General features: G+C 64.4%; 13 protein-coding genes and 1 CRISPR repeat array. Of the genes, 6 read left to right on the top strand and 7 right to left on the bottom strand.

The annotated features are described in order from the left end of the window. Positions 1 to 153 precede the first annotated feature (153 nt). Genes BLS40_RS06885 through BLS40_RS06900 form a run of 4 tightly spaced genes read left to right on the top strand, consistent with a single transcriptional unit; the run spans position 154 to position 5,811 of the window. Entirely contained in the window at positions 154 to 1,869 is a 1,716-nt protein-coding gene (locus BLS40_RS06885) for an ABC transporter ATP-binding protein (RefSeq protein ID WP_092150485.1), read from the top strand. Beyond that, positions 1,869 to 3,833: an ABC transporter ATP-binding protein gene (locus tag BLS40_RS06890; protein WP_092150488.1), complete on the top strand. Its 1,965-nt coding sequence runs from the start codon at positions 1,869 to 1,871 to the stop codon at positions 3,831 to 3,833. The genes BLS40_RS06885 and BLS40_RS06890 overlap by 1 nt, the downstream gene beginning before the upstream one ends. Positions 3,834 to 3,843: 10 nt before the next feature. After that, positions 3,844 to 4,467 (top strand): DUF1707 SHOCT-like domain-containing protein, encoded by a 624-nt coding sequence (locus BLS40_RS06895; RefSeq protein ID WP_092150491.1) that lies wholly within the window; start codon positions 3,844 to 3,846, stop codon positions 4,465 to 4,467. A gap of 9 nt (positions 4,468 to 4,476) precedes the next feature. Next, positions 4,477 to 5,811, top strand: coding sequence for a pyridoxal phosphate-dependent aminotransferase (locus tag BLS40_RS06900; protein ID WP_231908409.1), 1,335 nt, complete (start codon positions 4,477 to 4,479; stop codon positions 5,809 to 5,811). A gap of 34 nt (positions 5,812 to 5,845) precedes the next feature. Here BLS40_RS06900 and BLS40_RS06905 read toward each other — a convergent pair whose 3' ends face one another. Next, the gene (locus BLS40_RS06905) at positions 5,846 to 6,220 is read right to left on the bottom strand and encodes a MarR family winged helix-turn-helix transcriptional regulator (protein WP_157672454.1); all 375 of its coding nucleotides are present in this window, start codon (positions 6,218 to 6,220) and stop codon (positions 5,846 to 5,848) included. A 110-nt stretch (positions 6,221 to 6,330) separates the two neighbouring features. Between BLS40_RS06905 and BLS40_RS06910 the strand changes: the two genes are divergently transcribed. Both BLS40_RS06910 and BLS40_RS06915 read left to right on the top strand, forming a co-directional pair. Further along, on the top strand, positions 6,331 to 7,392 hold the full coding sequence (locus BLS40_RS06910) for an ABC-2 transporter permease (RefSeq protein ID WP_092150497.1): 1,062 nt from the start codon (positions 6,331 to 6,333) through the stop codon (positions 7,390 to 7,392). A gap of 526 nt (positions 7,393 to 7,918) precedes the next feature. Next, positions 7,919 to 8,206: a hypothetical protein gene (locus tag BLS40_RS06915; RefSeq protein WP_157672455.1), complete on the top strand. Its 288-nt coding sequence runs from the start codon at positions 7,919 to 7,921 to the stop codon at positions 8,204 to 8,206. Positions 8,207 to 8,275: 69 nt separating this feature from the next. Next, positions 8,276 to 13,429: a CRISPR direct-repeat array (repeat unit 28 nt; unit sequence GGCTCATCCCCGCTAGCGCGGGGAGCAC). 56 nt (positions 13,430 to 13,485) lie between these two features. On the opposite strand, the gene cas2e is transcribed toward BLS40_RS06915, so the two are convergent. From cas2e to casB, 6 genes are read right to left on the bottom strand one after another with little or no spacing between them, the layout of a single operon-like run. Continuing rightward, positions 13,486 to 13,830, bottom strand: coding sequence for a type I-E CRISPR-associated endoribonuclease Cas2e (gene cas2e, locus BLS40_RS06920; protein ID WP_092150503.1), 345 nt, complete (start codon positions 13,828 to 13,830; stop codon positions 13,486 to 13,488). Beyond that, complete coding sequence (cas1e, locus tag BLS40_RS06925) at positions 13,827 to 14,756, bottom strand: type I-E CRISPR-associated endonuclease Cas1e (protein ID WP_092150506.1); 930 nt, start codon at positions 14,754 to 14,756, stop codon at positions 13,827 to 13,829. The genes cas2e and cas1e overlap by 4 nt, the downstream gene beginning before the upstream one ends. Next, positions 14,756 to 15,445 carry a type I-E CRISPR-associated protein Cas6/Cse3/CasE gene (cas6e, locus tag BLS40_RS06930; RefSeq protein ID WP_092150509.1) on the bottom strand — a complete coding sequence of 230 codons (690 nt, stop codon included), beginning with the start codon at positions 15,443 to 15,445 and terminating at the stop codon, positions 14,756 to 14,758. The genes cas1e and cas6e overlap by 1 nt, the downstream gene beginning before the upstream one ends. Next, the gene (cas5e, locus tag BLS40_RS06935; RefSeq protein ID WP_092150512.1) at positions 15,442 to 16,155 is read right to left on the bottom strand and encodes a type I-E CRISPR-associated protein Cas5/CasD; all 714 of its coding nucleotides are present in this window, start codon (positions 16,153 to 16,155) and stop codon (positions 15,442 to 15,444) included. The genes cas6e and cas5e overlap by 4 nt, the downstream gene beginning before the upstream one ends. Continuing rightward, entirely contained in the window at positions 16,152 to 17,294 is a 1,143-nt protein-coding gene (gene cas7e / locus BLS40_RS06940) for a type I-E CRISPR-associated protein Cas7/Cse4/CasC (protein WP_092150515.1), read from the bottom strand. The genes cas5e and cas7e overlap by 4 nt, the downstream gene beginning before the upstream one ends. A gap of 2 nt (positions 17,295 to 17,296) precedes the next feature. After that, on the bottom strand, positions 17,297 to 17,938 hold the full coding sequence (gene casB / locus BLS40_RS06945; protein ID WP_092150518.1) for a type I-E CRISPR-associated protein Cse2/CasB: 642 nt from the start codon (positions 17,936 to 17,938) through the stop codon (positions 17,297 to 17,299). Positions 17,939 to 17,944 lie beyond the last annotated feature (6 nt).

Raw genomic sequence — 17,944 nt, forward strand, 5'->3', positions numbered from 1 at the left:
GTGAGCTGGTGTACGTGAAGACCTCAGCGCGTTGTGGACGCATTTTTCGCCCCGAAAACGCGCTGAGGTCTTCCGCGTGCGGGGATCTGGCGACACCTGCCTAAGTTGGGTTAGACTTCGAGGCTTCCAACATCATTATTAGGAAGGCCCCGCGTGGACCTCATCAAGATTCTCGCCCGCGGCTCGAAGCCGTACGCGGCGCATATAACCCTCGTGGTGGTGCTCCAGCTCATCACCACGTTGGCCACCCTGTACCTGCCCGACCTCAACGCCAAGATCATCGACAACGGCGTCGCCCGGGCCGACGTCGGCTACATCTGGCGCGTCGGCGGCGTCATGCTCGTCGTCGCGCTCGTCCAGGTGGCCGCGGCCGTCGTCGCCGTCTACTTCGCCTCCCGCACGGCGATGGGCGTGGGGCGCGACGTGCGCCGGGACGTGTTCCGCCACGTCAGCTCGTTCTCCGCGGAGGACATGGGCCACTTCGGCACCCCGACGCTGATCACCCGCGGCACCAACGACGTGCAGCAGGTGCAGATGGTGTACCTGCTGTTTCTCAACTTCATGGTGGCGGCCCCGATCATGGCCGTCGGCGGCATCATCATGGCCGTGCGCCAGGATCCGGGGATGAGCTGGCTCGTGGTGGCCGCCGTCGGAGCCCTGGCGGTTGTCGTGGGCGTGCTGATTTCCCTGCTCATGCCGCTGTTCCGGGTGATGCAGGACAAGCTAGACAACGTCAACGGCGTGCTGCGCGAGCAGATCACGGGCATCAGGGTTGTGCGCGCGTTCGGCCGCGAGGAGCACGAAGCGCAGCGCTTCACCGACGCCAACGCCGACATTACCCGCGTCTCGCTCAACATCGGCCGGATCTTTGTCCTGCTGTTCCCGGTGATCATGATCATTCTCAACGTCGCCACCGCGGCGGTGCTGTGGTTCGGCGGGCACAGGGTCGATTCCGGGGAGGTCGAGGTCGGCGCGCTGACCGCGTTCATGCAGTACCTTATGCAGATCCTCATGGCCGTCATGATGGGCACGTTCATGGCAATGATGCTGCCGCGCGCCGTCATCTGCGCGCGCCGCATCAACGAGCTGCTTGCGCGCACGCCGTCCATCGAGGAACCCGCGAACCCGATCCGTCCGCAGGCGGCTGAGGGCGTTGTCCGGCTGGACAACGTCTCCTACACCTACCCCGGCGCGGAGGAGCCGGTGCTCAAGAACGTCTCGCTTGAGGCGGTGCCGGGCACGACGACCGCGATCATCGGCGCGACGGGCTCGGGCAAGACCACGTTGCTCTCGCTCATCCCCAAACTGCACGCCTCCACCTCGGGCAGGGTGCTTCTCGACGGCGTCGACGTGGCCGACATGGAACGCGCCGACATCGTGGAGCGCGTCAGCATGGTGCCGCAGAAGCCGTACCTGTTCTCCGGCACCGTCGAATCGAATCTGCGCATGGCCAAATCCGACGCCACCGCCGAGGAGATGTGGGACGCGCTGCGCACCGCCCAGGCTCACTTCGTCGACGACCTGGACATGCCGATTTCCCAGGGTGGCACGAACGTCTCGGGCGGGCAGCGCCAGCGCCTGTCCATCGCCCGGATGCTGCTGAGCCGGCCCAAGGTCTACCTTTTCGACGACTCGTTTTCCGCCCTCGACGCCATCACGGACGTCAAGGTGCGCGAGGCGATGCGCAGCTACACCGCCGAGGCGACGACGATCATCGTCGCGCAGCGCGTGGCGTCAATCGAAAACGCCGACCAGATTCTCGTTATGGAGGCCGGGGAGATCGTCGCCCGCGGCACCCACGAAAGTTTGCTGGACAGCTCCCCCACGTACCGCGAAATCGTTGAATCCCAAAGGACGGTGGACGCCTGATGTCTACGACACACGAATCCCGCTTGTCCGACGAGGAGCTCGCCGCGCTCGAAGAGCAGGTAGGCGGGGACTCGTTTTCCGGACACGCGCCGCGCCAGGCGAAGCAGTTCTGGCCCAGCGCGAAGCGGCTCATTGGCCTGCTCCTGCCGCATCGCCTCAAGCTCGCCGCGGTGGTGGCGATGAATGTCGTCTCTGTTGTGCTGGCCGTCTACGCGCCGCGTGTGCTCGGCCACGCGATGGACGTGATCTTCTCCGGGGTCGTCTCCCGCCAGATGCCCGAGGGCGCCAGCAAGCAGCAGGTGATCGACGGCCTGCGCGCCTCCGGCGAGAACCGCTTCGCCGACATGGCCGAGGCGATGGAACTGCGCCCCGGTTTCGGGATCGACTTCGAGCGGCTGGCACAGCTGATCGCCGTGGTCATCGCGCTCTACGCGGTCTCCTCGCTGCTCATGTGGGCGCAGGGTGCGATTTTGAACCGCCTCACCATGGCCACGGTCTTTGACCTGCGCCAGAGTATCGAGCGCAAGATCAACCGGCTGCCGCTGAACTACTTCGACTCCCGTCAGCGCGGGGATTTGCTCTCGCGCACGACGAACGACGTGGACAACGTGCAGCAGGCGCTCCAGCAGGCGATGTCGCAGATGCTCAACGCCATCATGATGCTGCTGGGCATTATCGTGATGATGTTCTGGATCTCCTGGCAGCTCGCCCTGCTGGCCCTTCTGGCGATCCCGTTGACGGGCCTGGTCATCGGGCTGATTGGAACCCGCTCGCAGAAGCAGTTCGCGGCGCAGTGGAAGTCCACCGGCGAGCTCAACGGGCATGTCGAGGAATCCTTCTCCGGCCACGAGCTGGCGCTGATTTTCGGCCGCACCGACGAGCTGAGCCGCACCTTCGACGAACGCAACGCCGCGTTGTATGACTCCGCGGCGCGCGCCCAGTTCCTGGCCAACTCGATGCACCCGATCATGCAGTTCATCTCGTATCTGTCCTACGTGGCTATCGCCGTATTCGGCGGGCTGCGCGTGGCCGCCGGACAGATGACGCTGGGCGACGCCACGGCGTTCATCCAGTACTCGCGCCAGTTCAACCAGCCCCTCGGGGAGATCGCGGGCATGGCGCAGATGGTGCAGTCCGGCGTGGCGTCTGCGGAGCGTATCTTCGAGTTCCTCGACGCGGAGGAGGAAACCCCCGACACCGGGGGTGCGACGGAGCGGGGCTGGCGCGCACGCGGCCTGGTCGAGTTCGACCACGTCGATTTTTCATACTCCCCCGACACCCCGCTGATTCAGGACCTCTCCTTGCGTGTGGAGCCAGGCGAGACCGCCGCCATCGTCGGCCCGACGGGCGCGGGCAAGACCACGCTGGTCAATCTCATCATGCGCTTCTACGACATCGACGCGGGCAGCATCCGTATCGACGGCGTGGACACGCGCGAGATGACACGCGAGCACCTGCGCTCCAACATCGGCATGGTGCTCCAAGACGCGGTGCTGTTCAAGGGCACGATCATGGAAAACATCCGCTACGGCCGTTTGGACGCCACCGACGAGGAGGTCATCGCGGCGGCGCGGGCGACATACGTGGACAGGTTCGTCCACGCGCTGCCCGAGGGGTATGACACCGTTGTGGACCAGGACTCCGGGTCCATCTCCGCCGGCGAGCGGCAGCTGATCACCATTGCTCGGGCGTTTCTGTCGCGGCCGGCGATCCTGATTCTGGACGAGGCGACCTCCAGCGTGGACACCCGCACCGAGGTGCTCGTGCAGGAGGCGATGAACGCGCTGCGCTCCCAGCGCACGTCGTTTGTCATCGCGCACCGCTTGTCCACCATCCGCAACGCGGACCTGATCATCGTCATGGAGAACGGCCGGATTGCGGAGCAGGGCTCGCACGACGACCTGCTCGCGGCGCGCGGCGCTTACTGGCGGTTGAACCAGTCCCAGTTCGCCGAGGAAGGCTAGAATCAACCCCGTGAGCACCCCCTACGGCAGGTACCGGTTGAGCGACGCGGAGCGCAACGACGCCATGAGCGCGCTCAGCACCGCACTCGGCGAGGGCCGCCTGACCATGGACGAGTTCGACCGGCGCTGCACCATGATCGCCCAGGCCGAGTTCCAGGGAGATCTCGAGCCTGTGTTCACCGATATCCCGCAGCACCCGGTGCTGCGCGCCACGCCCACCACCGCGGTCGAGGTCTACAGCGCCGACGAGATCGTCGCCGCGCGCCGCGACGGCCAGAAGACCCGCGCGGGGGTGTTCTGGCTGGGCACCCTCGGCTCCGTCGCGGGCACCGCCATCGTTGCCTCCGCCACGGGCGGCAGCGGGCTCGCCGCACTGATCCTGCTGCTCATACCCACCCTGTTCATCCTGCTCTACGTGATGAAGGTGGGCCCCGAATCCTGGTACACCCCCAGCCTGCGCCAGCTCGAGCGCAAGCGCCGGCAGCTGGTGCGCATGCGGCAGCTGGAGATCGAGTCCGCGAACGCGCACGAGGAAGCGTTGCGACGCGCCCAGCGCAAGGCCCAGGTAAGCCAGCTGACGGACGACGCTCTCGATGTCGCGCAGCGGACGGTCAAACGTTTCAAGGGCAAGTAGTATTGACCCATGAGCAAGAAGCAGGCACACGACGAGAACTCCTACCCCGCTAACGACGTTGTCGAGGACGTTGTCGAGGAAGCGGTGACGGGGGCGTCGGCAAGCGGAAAGCCGTTGAAGAAGCACCGCCACTTTGACGAGGCGGAGAAGCTGAAGAACGTGTTTTACGACATTCGCGGGCCGGTGAGCACCACCGCGGAGGAGATGGAGCGCGACGGGCACACCATCCTCAAGCTGAACACGGGCAACCCGGCGCTCTTCGGCTTCGACGCGCCGGACGTGATCATGCGCGACATGATCGCCGCGCTGCCCACCTCGCAGGGCTACACCACGTCGAAAGGCATCGTGCCGGCGCGCCGCGCAATTGTCACCCGCTACGAGGTGATCGAGGACTTCCCCGAGTTCGACATCGACGACGTCTTCCTCGGCAACGGCGTTTCAGAGCTGATCAGCATGGTCACCCAGGCCCTGCTTAACGACGGCGACGAGATCCTCGTCCCCGCCCCCGATTACCCGCTGTGGACGGCCGCCTCGACGTTGGCCGGCGGTAAAGTCGTGCACTACCTGTGCGACGAGGAGGACGGGTGGAACCCCTCGCTCGAGGACATCCGCTCGAAGGTGACCGAACGCACCAAGGCGATCGTGGTGATCAACCCGAACAACCCGACGGGCGCGGTCTACTCCCGCGAGATCCTGGAGGGCATCGCCGACATCGCCCGCGAGCACGAGCTCATGGTGCTTGCCGACGAGATCTACGACCGCATCCTCTACGACGACGCCAAGCACATCTCCATGGCGGAGGTCGCCCCCGACCTGATCACGGTGACCTTCAACGGTCTGTCCAAGGCGTACCGCGTGGCCGGTTACCGCGCCGGGTGGATGGTGATCACCGGACCGCGGCGGCGCGCCACCGGGTTCATCGAGGGCCTGAACCTGCTCGCCGGCACACGCCTGTGCGCCAACGCCCCCGGCCAGCACGCCATCCAGGTCGCGCTCGGCGGGCGGCAGTCGATCTACCAGCTCACCGGCAAGGGCGGGCGCCTGCTGGAGCAGCGCGACGCCGCCGTGCGCAAGCTGCGCGAGATCCCAGGTGTCAGCGTTGTCGAGCCGAAGGGTGCGCTGTACTGCTTCCCCAAGATCGACACCGAGATGTACCACATCCACGACGACGAGCGGTTCATGCTGGACTTGCTCAAAACCGAGAAGATCCTCATGGTGCAGGGCACCGGGTTTAACTACCCCACCCCGGACCACTTCCGCGTGGTCACCCTGCCGTGGGCGTCCCAGCTGGAAAACGCCATCGAGCGGCTGGGCAACTTCCTCAGCGACTACCACCAGCACTGAGGTTCACGCGGGGTGTAGCGGCGTTTAGCCGGGTTTAGCGGGGGGCGTTGAACTTGCGCAGCAGCGCGAGGAAGTCGTCCTTCTCGCGCTGCGTCCAGCCCTCGAGTTGCGCCTCCGTGAGGCGGATCCACGTGTCGTCGGCCTGCTCGAGTGCGCGCGCGCCGGCGCTGGTGAGCGCCAGGTCGTTGATGCGGTGGTTCCCGTCGCGTTTGCGTTTATCCACGTAGCCGCGTGTGTGCAGCGTAGCGAGCTGCCGGCTGATGGTGGATTTGTCCGATTGCAGGTGCTCGGCGATGTCGCCCGAGGTGATGCCGGGGTTGTCCCTGATGGTGGACAGGACGAGCGACTCGTTGAAGGTCAGGTCGAGCTGGCGCGTGATCCGCGCGCCACGCACGCGTTTGAGCAGCACGCGCAGTTCCTGGGTTGTGTCTACCGCCGTTTTTCGGGCCCTTGAGTTTCTTCCGCTGCGATCGTGTTCTACCATGACAGTTGCATTATACAACTATCCCCGAAAGCGCCATGTCCTCCACCGTCACTACAGATCCTGCCGCCACGTCCCCGCTGCGCCACACCCTCGAGCACGCGGGCCTGCCCGCCCTGATGGCCTTCATCATGCTCCTGCTCTACCTTGGCGGGTTCCACCACCCCGCACCCCACGACCTCGACCTGGCGATCGTGTCCGAGGACACCCATGCCGCGGCCTCGCTCGAGGAAAAGCTCGCCGCCTCGCTTGGCGACGGCGCGCACCTCCGCACCGTGCCCACCCCCGACGAAGCAGAGCAGCTGCTTCGTACCCGCGAAATCGAGGCCGCGTTCATCCCCGTCAGCGACTCCGCAACGCTGATGACCGCCTCCGGCGCGTCCGCCACCACGGCCGAATCCGTCAAGGGAATCTTCCAGCGCGTCGCCCAGGCCGAGGCTGTCCCGCTCGCCGTGGTCGACGTCGTCCCCGTCGCGGCCAACGACCCCATTGGGCAGAACAACTTCTTCTTCCTTGTTGCGCTCTCGGTGGGGTCCTACGCGATGTCGATCGCGATTTCGGCCGCCGGCAGCGGCCTCTCGTTCCGCCGGCGCGTCGCGGTGGCCGCCGGAGCCGCCGTGGTTGTCGCAACCGTCTTCGCCATCGCCGCCTACGCGCTGTTCGGGCTCTTCCGCGGCACCTTCGCACCCTCCTGGGCCCTGTCTGTGGTCTACTCCATCGCGGTGCTCTTCGTCGGCGTGGGGCTCCATCCCCTACTCGGGCGCTTTAGCACGCTCGTGTACGCCACCATGTTCGTCGGGCTGAACTTCACCTCCTCCGGCGGGGTGTTCGGGCCGGAGATGCAAAACGCGTTCTTCCGCACGTTCCACGAGTTCTGGATCGGCGCCGGGTTCATCGAGGCCACCCGCACCATCGAGTACTTCCCCGGCATGTCGCTCGCCCATCCCCTCGGCATCCTGGCGGCGTGGCTGCTCGTCGGCGCGGCGTGCCTGGCCATCGGGTCCGCAGTAGACCGCAAGAACGCCGAGCACCCCGTCTACTACTCGGAAAAGGACGTCGAGGAGATCGAAGAGCTCGAGGAAAACGTGGCGCCGGCTTAGCGAGCTGCCGCTTCGGAACGGGACAAAGGGCCGGCTAGCTGTATCCAAGAGGTCGCGACGGACAGCTGAGGCACGAAATGGGGGCAGAGTACTTCGCGGATGGTGGCGTGGGCTGCGAGAGTGAGTGCCCATCCCCGCTAGCGCGGGGAGCACGGACGAGCGATCTTCCGGCGTCGAGGGAACCTTCTGCACCGGGTCTCAGTCTGATCGGGTGATGGACGCTGCCAGCAGAAAGGACACATGTTCCATGAGCACATACGAAGTGACAACCGGGCAACTTGCGAGCCTAGTAAACCGCCTTGAGCCTGGGCATTGGGAGGTTATCGCCCGCTGTATCCGCCTGGATCTCCTCGCGGGATAAGCCCACCTCTACGAAGAAAATGTGGCCGATGCCCCCGCATGGACCCACTCCATCCTTTGGGAGAGTAAAGCCTCCGGGGAAATCACTGCGCTCATGCCTAAGCCCCGAGGGGCACGCTCTTTCGATCACTGCTTCCAAGAGGTTAAGGCCGCCACGCGGCTGTTGATGGCACAAGCATTCGGGCTCCCGTACAACCCGGAGATTTACGATGACAGCTCTCTATCTGTCGAAGAAACCAGCGCTCTAAAAGCATTTCTGAAATCAGATGACGCCGATGCGGCACTGCAGGAGGTAATCGAGTATGCCGTCGCACTTCGACAACGGAACGACGCCAACGCCGCTCTAGCGCTCATCCGGCACGAAACCGGGGAAGCACATGCCGAGCTTCCCGCTCCCCCCTTACCGGAGCTCCTTATCGCCTTGATTCCGCAGGTGCAGTTTGATGGCTCCTAACGGCGCTTCGCTAGCGGATCTTCTCACCACCCTTGCCACCGACAGGACGGTAGACGGCGTGGCAGGAGGGGCTCATCCCCGCTAGCGCGGGGAGCACATGAGCGTCGAGACCGTGGGAGAGGTCTCTCCCGGCTCATCCCCGCTAGCGCGGGGAGCACGACTTGACCTGTCTCAGCTCGGCGTTTTCGCGGGGCTCATCCCCGCTAGCGCGGGGAGCACTGAGATCCGTCGAGTGGTATTCTTCCTCGCATGGGCTCATCCCCGCTAGCGCGGGGAGCACGACCCCGAAGCGGCCTCCCGCGCCCGGGACGACGGCTCATCCCCGCTAGCGCGGGGAGCACTGGAGTTTGCCCCTCACGGTACGGTTTGCACAGGGCTCATCCCCGCTAGCGCGGGGAGCACGCCCCACCGATGACCTCCAGCCCAGCGACAAACGGCTCATCCCCGCTAGCGCGGGGAGCACGTAACCCCCCTGTACGGCCTGTACCATGCGGGGGGCTCATCCCCGCTAGCGCGGGGAGCACAACTCAATCGTCCGCACATCCTGCGCCGGTTCCGGCTCATCCCCGCTAGCGCGGGGAGCACCCTGCAGATGACATCACCGTAGGCGGGGTCGAGGGCTCATCCCCGCTAGCGCGGGGAGCACTAAGCAGTGTCGGGCGGAGCAGCAGGCCGCCCGGGCTCATCCCCGCTAGCGCGGGGAGCACCAGTACCTCGACTCGCTGGTGGCCCGTCAGAACGGCTCATCCCCGCTAGCGCGGGGAGCACGTGGTTGGCGGCGGCGAGGAGGGCCAAGCCAAGGGCTCATCCCCGCTAGCGCGGGGAGCACCCGGGAGGCGGAAACCGCCACCGCACACGTCGCGGCTCATCCCCGCTAGCGCGGGGAGCACGTCCCGGTCGTGGCGTTCGGTTGCCTCGTGGAGGGCTCATCCCCGCTAGCGCGGGGAGCACGCCGCGACCATGATCTGGTCGCGGGTGGACTTGGGCTCATCCCCGCTAGCGCGGGGAGCACCCCTCTACGAGCTTGGAGCGCGCCCCCACAAACGGCTCATCCCCGCTAGCGCGGGGAGCACGCCGCGACCATGATCTGGTCGCGGGTGGACTTGGGCTCATCCCCGCTAGCGCGGGGAGCACGTATTTCAGCGCGACCACGCGCTCGGCAATGTGGGCTCATCCCCGCTAGCGCGGGGAGCACTCAATGTAAACATCACCAAAGCTGTTGACGGTCGGGCTCATCCCCGCTAGCGCGGGGAGCACACGCCACGGATATGGCGAATAACGCGGTTAGGCGGCTCATCCCCGCTAGCGCGGGGAGCACGACGATGAACGTCTCGCTTTTCAGGTGTCGACGGGCTCATCCCCGCTAGCGCGGGGAGCACTTCGCCGTGGACTTGAGGGTGGCACCAACCTTGGGCTCATCCCCGCTAGCGCGGGGAGCACATGATTGAATCCACTAACTACCGCGTGGGAGACGGCTCATCCCCGCTAGCGCGGGGAGCACTACTCCGGCTGCTACGTCCACATGGCCATCCAGGGCTCATCCCCGCTAGCGCGGGGAGCACTACACACGATTTTCAGTTCCGCAACTTTTTCTTGGGCTCATCCCCGCTAGCGCGGGGAGCACGCCACACACCACCCCACAAAGGACCACCCCATGGGCTCATCCCCGCTAGCGCGGGGAGCACGATTCTTTAACCCCGACCCCGACAGGGAACGGCGGCTCATCCCCGCTAGCGCGGGGAGCACTGAAGTCGTTCGGGGACATCATCCACGGCCCAAGGCTCATCCCCGCTAGCGCGGGGAGCACGGCCTGTTCGCTGAGGGGCGGGCGCGCGGGTCGGGCTCATCCCCGCTAGCGCGGGGAGCACGCACACCGCCGCACCTTCCACCCGGGCTGCAAAGGCTCATCCCCGCTAGCGCGGGGAGCACGAGCGCGTTTCTGCTCGTCGGTCAGCTTCACACGGCTCATCCCCGCTAGCGCGGGGAGCACTTCCTGGGTCGACTTCAGGACACGATAATTCGCGGCTCATCCCCGCTAGCGCGGGGAGCACCCCGGTCTAAGGAGGGGTTATGGCTGAGGTGACGGCTCATCCCCGCTAGCGCGGGGAGCACCTGTGTGGTTGGGTGATGAGGTTCGGCGTGTTGGGCTCATCCCCGCTAGCGCGGGGAGCACCGCGCCGTGCCAATGGCGTGCAGGATGTCGGCCGGCTCATCCCCGCTAGCGCGGGGAGCACGATGTTCCTCCACTTTCGTACTTGACGTAACTGGGCTCATCCCCGCTAGCGCGGGGAGCACTGGAGAAAAATCCCCATGATGTCGGCATTATCCGGCTCATCCCCGCTAGCGCGGGGAGCACACACCTGCGCTATTTGGCTGGAGTTCCGGCGCGGGCTCATCCCCGCTAGCGCGGGGAGCACTGCTAGCCCGCGTTTAAGGCCCCTAGCGCGCCGGGCTCATCCCCGCTAGCGCGGGGAGCACGGTATCCCCCCAGGGGGTAACGTCACAGTGACGGGCTCATCCCCGCTAGCGCGGGGAGCACCTCTAGCGCGCCGTCTAAGCGCCTAAAGGGGTGGGCTCATCCCCGCTAGCGCGGGGAGCACGCAGTTGGGGCAGTTGTCGATTTGGGTTCGGCGGGCTCATCCCCGCTAGCGCGGGGAGCACCCGAGGATCTGGCTGTTGCTTGGTTCCAGGACGGGCTCATCCCCGCTAGCGCGGGGAGCACACGATCGCCTTCGGGGCACGCAGGCCAAGCATGGGCTCATCCCCGCTAGCGCGGGGAGCACTGTTGGTGGTTGTTTGGGGGCGTTCCGGGCAGGGGCTCATCCCCGCTAGCGCGGGGAGCACTGGCGTTGGCTCATCTGTCCCGCCACTACGGGGGGCTCATCCCCGCTAGCGCGGGGAGCACGGGGGACTGACTTTTTGTTGAGCCAGGTGTGGGGGCTCATCCCCGCTAGCGCGGGGAGCACTCGTCAGGAATATCCAGCCGGGGTTTCCCAACCGGCTCATCCCCGCTAGCGCGGGGAGCACGTAGGTTACCCACGTTCATGTTTTTGTCTTACCGGCTCATCCCCGCTAGCGCGGGGAGCCCGCGCTTATGCCTTGCGTGCTTTCGCGCGTTAGGGGCTCATCCCCGCTAGCGCGGGGAGCACGTTCGTGGCCTCATATGCCCCGCCGCGCCCGTGGGCTCATCCCCGCTAGCGCGGGGAGCACGCCAAGCAGGGGGCAAGTCCCCAACCGGAACTGGGCTCATCCCCGCTAGCGCGGGGAGCACTCACCGTCGAAGATCGGGTTCTGGTTCGCCATGGGCTCATCCCCGCTAGCGCGGGGAGCACCATTGTGTGTCCTTGTCGATGACGTCGAGGATGGGCTCATCCCCGCTAGCGCGGGGAGCACGCAGGTCTTTGGCGCAATTGTGCCAACTGTTCGGGCTCATCCCCGCTAGCGCGGGGAGCACCGGGTACATGCAACCTAAGCGCAACCACGTCGGGGCTCATCCCCGCTAGCGCGGGGAGCACCTTCCTGATCGCGTGCTCTTGCTTCTGCCCAGAGGCTCATCCCCGCTAGCGCGGGGAGCACCGGACACGCTCGGTCGACCAGTTGTTCGCGGCGGGCTCATCCCCGCTAGCGCGGGGAGCACGATGCGCAGCTCGCCTCCCAGCGTGCCAGCGGGGGCTCATCCCCGCTAGCGCGGGGAGCACACGTTATACCGTCACGGTATCGGCCCGGTCAAGGGCTCATCCCCGCTAGCGCGGGGAGCACCAGTCGCTTATGCTGTTTTCGACGCTTACCGGGGGCTCATCCCCGCTAGCGCGGGGAGCACGAGTTGTCTCGTGCTCGTGCGGAGACTGCGCGGGGCTCATCCCCGCTAGCGCGGGGAGCACTAGGTTGCTGGTGGGCGGTCACGGGGTTATTTGGGCTCATCCCCGCTAGCGCGGGGAGCACTCCGCTATCAGCGCGCATAGTGCTTTGTGACAAGGCTCATCCCCGCTAGCGCGGGGAGCACGGCGTGGATTAGCAGGTCAAGCAGGCTCATGGCGGCTCATCCCCGCTAGCGCGGGGAGCACTGCCATGTTTCACCCGTGGCGCGTTGCAGGCTGGGCTCATCCCCGCTAGCGCGGGGAGCACCGTTCGATAACCTGACAGATGACGACAGCCGGGGGCTCATCCCCGCTAGCGCGGGGAGCACAGCTGCGGAAGCGTACCGAAGTCCACATCGAAGGGCTCATCCCCGCTAGCGCGGGGAGCACGATCGCAGCCTCGACGGGTGATGCGTCGGGGAAGGCTCATCCCCGCTAGCGCGGGGAGCACATGTTCATGAGTTCAACAAGTTCCGTGTGACAGGGCTCATCCCCGCTAGCGCGGGGAGCACGGTTCTGCTGACGTTGTAGAGCGCCTGGCTGAGGGCTCATCCCCGCTAGCGCGGGGAGCACGCCCACCTCCTTTTAGCTCAGCTCTGCGATTAGGGCTCATCCCCGCTAGCGCGGGGAGCACGTGAATCTGATTATGCGTGAGGTTGATGCGCGGGGCTCATCCCCGCTAGCGCGGGGAGCACCTTCCGTACGCACCGAGTGCGTAAACCCTTTTCGGCTCATCCCCGCTAGCGCGGGGAGCACCGCGTGATGTTGTTCTTGGTGGTGGTCGTGGTGGGCTCATCCCCGCTAGCGCGGGGAGCACGGGGTTGTAGTTGGCTGGCTAGTTGTACCAGTGGGCTCATCCCCGCTAGCGCGGGGAGCACTCTGGCGGAGGAAGCCCGGCAGAGGGCGATGAGGGCTCATCCCCGCTAGCGCGGGGAGCACCGTCGGGTAAGGACGCTCCGGAGACGGTGCATGGGCTCATCCCCGCTAGCGCGGGGAGCACCAGTGCGGTGCTCATCGGCCTCGGCACGGGCAGGGCTCATCCCCGCTAGCGCGGGGAGCACGACGGTGGCTTTGTCGGCGCCGTCGTGGACGGGGGCTCATCCCCGCTAGCGCGGGGAGCACTTTGACGGTTCCGGGGGGTGCGAGTTTTTCGAGGGCTCATCCCCGCTAGCGCGGGGAGCACGGAGGCTTGGCGGGCATTGAATGCGGCCTGGCGGGCTCATCCCCGCTAGCGCGGGGAGCACTCAGCCGACGCCACCGCCGACAGCTCCGACGACGGCTCATCCCCGCTAGCGCGGGGAGCACTTCGCTTGGATACGCCACGCCCCCGCCATGTTGGGCTCATCCCCGCTAGCGCGGAGAGCACTGTATGAAGTGCGGATATTCGAGCCACATGCCGAGTATAGATTCAACTTGAGTGCTTCAGAACTTGGGCCTGTAGTTGCGTTGCCGTCGCGCGTTGCTCCATCCAGTCCGGCGCTCATTTCTGGCGCTGTGGCTCTTGCGGACCATGAGAGTTAGCCCATCAAAATCCTCCGGCGACCAGTCGTGCCGATGTGTCTTGAATTCCATACCTTGTTCGTTGTCGGCGGAATAAACTAGGAGAGCCCTCCCGTCTTTCACAAGCTCGGTGGTCCGTGCCCAGAGCAAATCTCTTACGCGGGCTGAGGGGCGCCCGACGAACACTCCGGGGGCTACCTCCGCCACCCATTTCGTCAGGTCACCACGTAGCCCTGCTGGACACGCGGTGACCACTAGAACCATCATGAGTCTTCCGCCCAGTTCACTCCTGCCGCGATCGTCTCCAACTCGCTCCACAACAGCAGCTCTACGTCGCTGGTTAGGTCAGAATCATCGATGTCCATCAGGTATTTCAAATCCGCCACAATGCGAGACATGAGCCGCTTCTCTACGATTTTGTCGCGCACGTGACGGCGTACCTCTACGGAGGGAATCCCTGTTCCGGAAGCGACCGCATCGAAAGCGGCTGGAATGGCGATCTCGGCTTTGTACAGGTCTGCAATGTCGTAAACGAAGGAACGATCCGTTCCGTTGTGAACAACCCCAAGTGCAGGTACGAACCCCATTCCGACAATTACAGCGTGGGCAACCCCGTAGAGGGCGGCCGAGGCTGCGGTCAATGCCTGGTTGATTGGATCTGCGGCGTCGAAGTCGTCGGGGTTATAAGCGCGCCGGTTCCAATACACCCCTGTCCGCTCGGACTCGGCAGCGTAAATCCGCTTCATTCTCGCCCCTTCTCTGCCCCGGAGCTGGGCCATGGTCAGTGTCGAAACATCCTCATCGGGAAACCGAAGTCCGTACATCTTCCTCGCGCAATCCAAGCGGCGCCTCTGGTTTGTGACAATCTCGGCTTGTGCTTCAGCCATTCGCGATGACTTCGCCGGCGGCCTTCCCCCTGCATAAAACCGCACACCTCTCTCCCCTACCCAGCAAACGGAGGTGCCTGCGTCGCCAAGCAGCGCCATTGCCGCGTAGGTGATGCGCGTGCCGGGCCCCAGCAGGAGAACGGCAATGTTGGTGGCCGGCGCATGGGCAATGCCCCGCTGGTCACTGATTGTCAACGCATTATCGCTGCGGTTGACAACGCACCGCTCTGCATAAAGGAAGCTGATCCTGTCACCCATTCGCGAAAGAGCCTTTCGCGTAACTGGCACTTCTTGCGGTGTAGACACTACGGCACCGCGTTAGTCAGGGTCAGCAAGCCACATCCGTAACCTCTCGCCCGGCCGATCCCGTTTAGGAGGGTCTCCCGGAGCGCATCCGGATCGGTGACCTCGAGAGTGCCCTGGAACCGTGCCTTCGCGATACGCACAGGGCGCCCTCTAGACCCGTTTTCCTTGGAGCGGAAGAATCTGTCGGTGCTGCGCTCGAGAATGCGAGGTACGTCCTCGACTCTCCAGTTTTCAGGCAAGCGGTCGAGCGGCGAGATGAAGAAGCCAGCCCCTTCCGCCTTTGAATAGAGCCACTTCAACTGGTTTGCTTCCGAAACGTGCGCTTTCACCTTGCCACGCTGCCCGCGCGTGAATTCAGAATAAGTAGGGTTGGCTACCAACTCGAAGCGACGCCGTTGTCCCTTCATCAGAGAATCCAGGAAGCGACCGTAGTCAGCCGTCTCGCCGGGACGTGTGTCCCATCCAGCCTGTTCCACGATATGACGCGCGGTTGGCTTTACTGGCCCCACGATGTAGAGAACATTCTCATGGTCATGCTGGTCGACTCTCCACAAAACCCTGCCCACGGTTTCATCGACGTCTGGGGGAAAGGCGGCTCGCACCGCGGCGTGCATGGCTTGCGGGTCCGACAGAAGCTTCGCTCCACCACGTGTCCGCGGGTTAATGAAGACTCTCGTAAGCGTGCTCATGCCGACACCACCGCGCTAAAGAAGCCGTCCCCGCCTTCACTCCCGAGATCGTTTTCGAACTCGACGTAACTCGACAGAACAACATTTCGCCAACCGTACTTCCGATGCTCTGGGTCGAACGAAATCGGCACATCTTGACGTGCTAACGCACCGGGCTCACCGGGCAAAGCGTCGCGGTAAATGGGGAGGTGGACTCGCCGTTCCCTCTGGCGCTTGTGGCTTTTCGTCGCATGCCACGTCCGGTGCTCACGCAGAGCATCTTCGGCGGACGCTTCCACGATGCCCAGCACAAGATCAGGTGGGACCGGGCATGAGCGTCGCCCCATGAACAGCGGATATACGGGCTCGTTGAGTGCCTCCGCTAGCCCTTCGACGAGTTCACGTCGCGGTGATTCGACCGCGGCGACGAACGCGGCGTCCGACAAAAAGTACCGCGTCACCAGCGAAGCAGAAGCACGCGGATCGCGCTGCCACGGCTGCGCGGTTTGGTAGTCACGCAAGAGACTCCCGGACTGGTCGACCCTGACCGCGAGCGTGAGTTCGGCCAGGTCCTCGATAGGATCCGTCCGGCGTCGTCCCTGAGCCGCGGCCAACAAACCCACAATCCCTGATTTCGTAGGCGTCGCAGATGTCGCACGGGTCTTAAACCGGGACTCATCCCCCCACGCCTGCATTGGGCCTTTCAAGAGAAGGAGAAGTGAAAAAGTCACGCTGTCTCTCCCTGTGCTGCCGCGACTGCAGCCCGGGTGCGCTCGATCAGTTCATCGAACGACACGTAATCGGCGATGTCATCGAACGGCTCGTTCAGGTTGTTCAGACCGCTGACAAATGCCGCTAGAGGCTTGAAGCCGTAGACCTTCTCCACTTGCTCTGCTTCGTTCGCCAGCGCCTCTGCTCCCGCGAGACGTCGCCCCGAGGCGTTGCTCGTTTCAATGGGCTCCTCAAACGCGTTGACGAAACTGACTGGGCGAGTATCGCGAACCGCGACGTAGATGAGCTCAGGCAAAGTCTGGTTGGCGAAGGTGTTGACCTTTCCTGTGGGGAGAGCCTTGGCGAATGCGTCGATGAAATGACCAGCAGCATTGCGAGCCGCCTCCGCGGATCCCAGATTCTCAGTCAGCCCATCAACGTTGATGGTGGCATACCTATACATCGTGGAGGACATCATTTGAACGGTGCCAATCATTCCAGCACCCGTCTCCTGTCCCTCGGCCGCCAGATCATCCACTGCCGTGAAGTAATCAAACTCAGGGCTCGAGGCGTGAATGCCCAGGGCGTGCGCAACCTGCACGGCCGCGTCAACATTGAATGCGGCATCGTCAGCCACCATGCGACCAAACATGGCGATATCCGCGGAGTGCTCCCCGTTCAGAACACTTTGAGCTTCCGACTTGGAGATCTTGTCCCCGTTCTTGCTCACCAGCAGCTCCGCAGCCTTTTCGACCTGATGCGGGCTGAGGAACAACAAATAGCCCGTGCGGGGGTAGGGCGATGCATCGGTCGCTTCCTCCGCCCCCTGTGACTTCTTCGGTTTCGCGACCTCGGTTTTGATTTTTGCAGCGCCGAAGAGATCTTGCACACGCGAAATGGACGTCTCCACGTCCCACCCCGCCATCTGCTGCGTCGCCTTGGCAATCTTCTCAGGAAGCCGGGTCGAACGTGCACCGATCATTTCAGGGTCCACATTGTCGTGGAAGTAGCTGCGGATGGCCCTCTTCCACGACTGGGAGGAAACCCGCTGACGCGGAACGCCACCAAAAATGGCGGATTTCGGAGCGCCGGTGTCGTCTCGGTTGATCAAGGACGGGGGGATGGTCTGGAGGGCGTGGACGTCAATGATGAGGGACATGTTCAGATCTCCTTTGCTGTTGTGTCGGCGTGTTGCTTGAATGAGACTCCGCGAGAGAAATCTCTCCCCCAACGGAGCAAGACGCCATTCTTCTGGGTGGGGTTGATCAGCGATCGAAGGTCTTGGGCGAGCGCCCCGTAATCGAAGGCGAGACCTTTGCTCTTCAAAAGATCGACGAGTGACCGGAGGTGCGTTGCTCGCGCTTCGGGCGTCGCCGCGAGCTGCATCGCATCGAACCGGGGTTTTACAGAGTTAGATTCACTCAGGGCCACAAGGCGACCGCACGCCCACGCGAAGCTTTGCTCCGTGGTGTGGACAGGGTTGCGCGCGCTTTGCATATGGCGAGCGAAGAGGGCCATTGCCTGATATGCCGCCCACTCCGAAGGAGAGACCTGGTTCCCTTTTCCAAGCTCGCCTTCGGACAGGCCTGGGTTCAGCAGGAGCAGAGTTTCCTGGACACCTACCGGGTTATCAGACGCAGACAACGATGCGTTGCGGCGGAGCTGTGCAAGAGCAGCCTTCGCCTCGGAACTGCCTCGGTCGTCTCTGAGGCCGAGATAGCTTGACTGCAAGTAGTCAGCTGTTGCTCCTACGGCAACGCGCAGCCGGGGACCGTCGGAACCGGCTCCGTATTGAGTCGTCATGTGCTA

The sequence above is a fragment of the Corynebacterium mycetoides genome (assembly GCF_900103625.1).
Lineage (GTDB): Bacteria > Actinomycetota > Actinomycetes > Mycobacteriales > Mycobacteriaceae > Corynebacterium > Corynebacterium mycetoides.

Coding starts and splice junctions, on each gene's coding strand:
- BLS40_RS06890 (WP_092150488.1), top strand. CDS start 1,869: ATGTCTACGACACACGAATCCCGCTTGTCCGACGAGGAGCTCGCCGCG.
- BLS40_RS06900 (WP_231908409.1), top strand. CDS start 4,477: ATGAGCAAGAAGCAGGCACACGACGAGAACTCCTACCCCGCTAACGAC.
- BLS40_RS06910 (WP_092150497.1), top strand. CDS start 6,331: ATGTCCTCCACCGTCACTACAGATCCTGCCGCCACGTCCCCGCTGCGC.
- BLS40_RS06915 (WP_157672455.1), top strand. CDS start 7,919: ATGGCACAAGCATTCGGGCTCCCGTACAACCCGGAGATTTACGATGAC.
- cas2e (WP_092150503.1), bottom strand. CDS start 13,830: ATGATGGTTCTAGTGGTCACCGCGTGTCCAGCAGGGCTACGTGGTGAC.
- cas6e (WP_092150509.1), bottom strand. CDS start 15,445: ATGAGCACGCTTACGAGAGTCTTCATTAACCCGCGGACACGTGGTGGA.
- cas7e (WP_092150515.1), bottom strand. CDS start 17,294: ATGTCCCTCATCATTGACGTCCACGCCCTCCAGACCATCCCCCCGTCC.
- casB (WP_092150518.1), bottom strand. CDS start 17,938: ATGACGACTCAATACGGAGCCGGTTCCGACGGTCCCCGGCTGCGCGTT.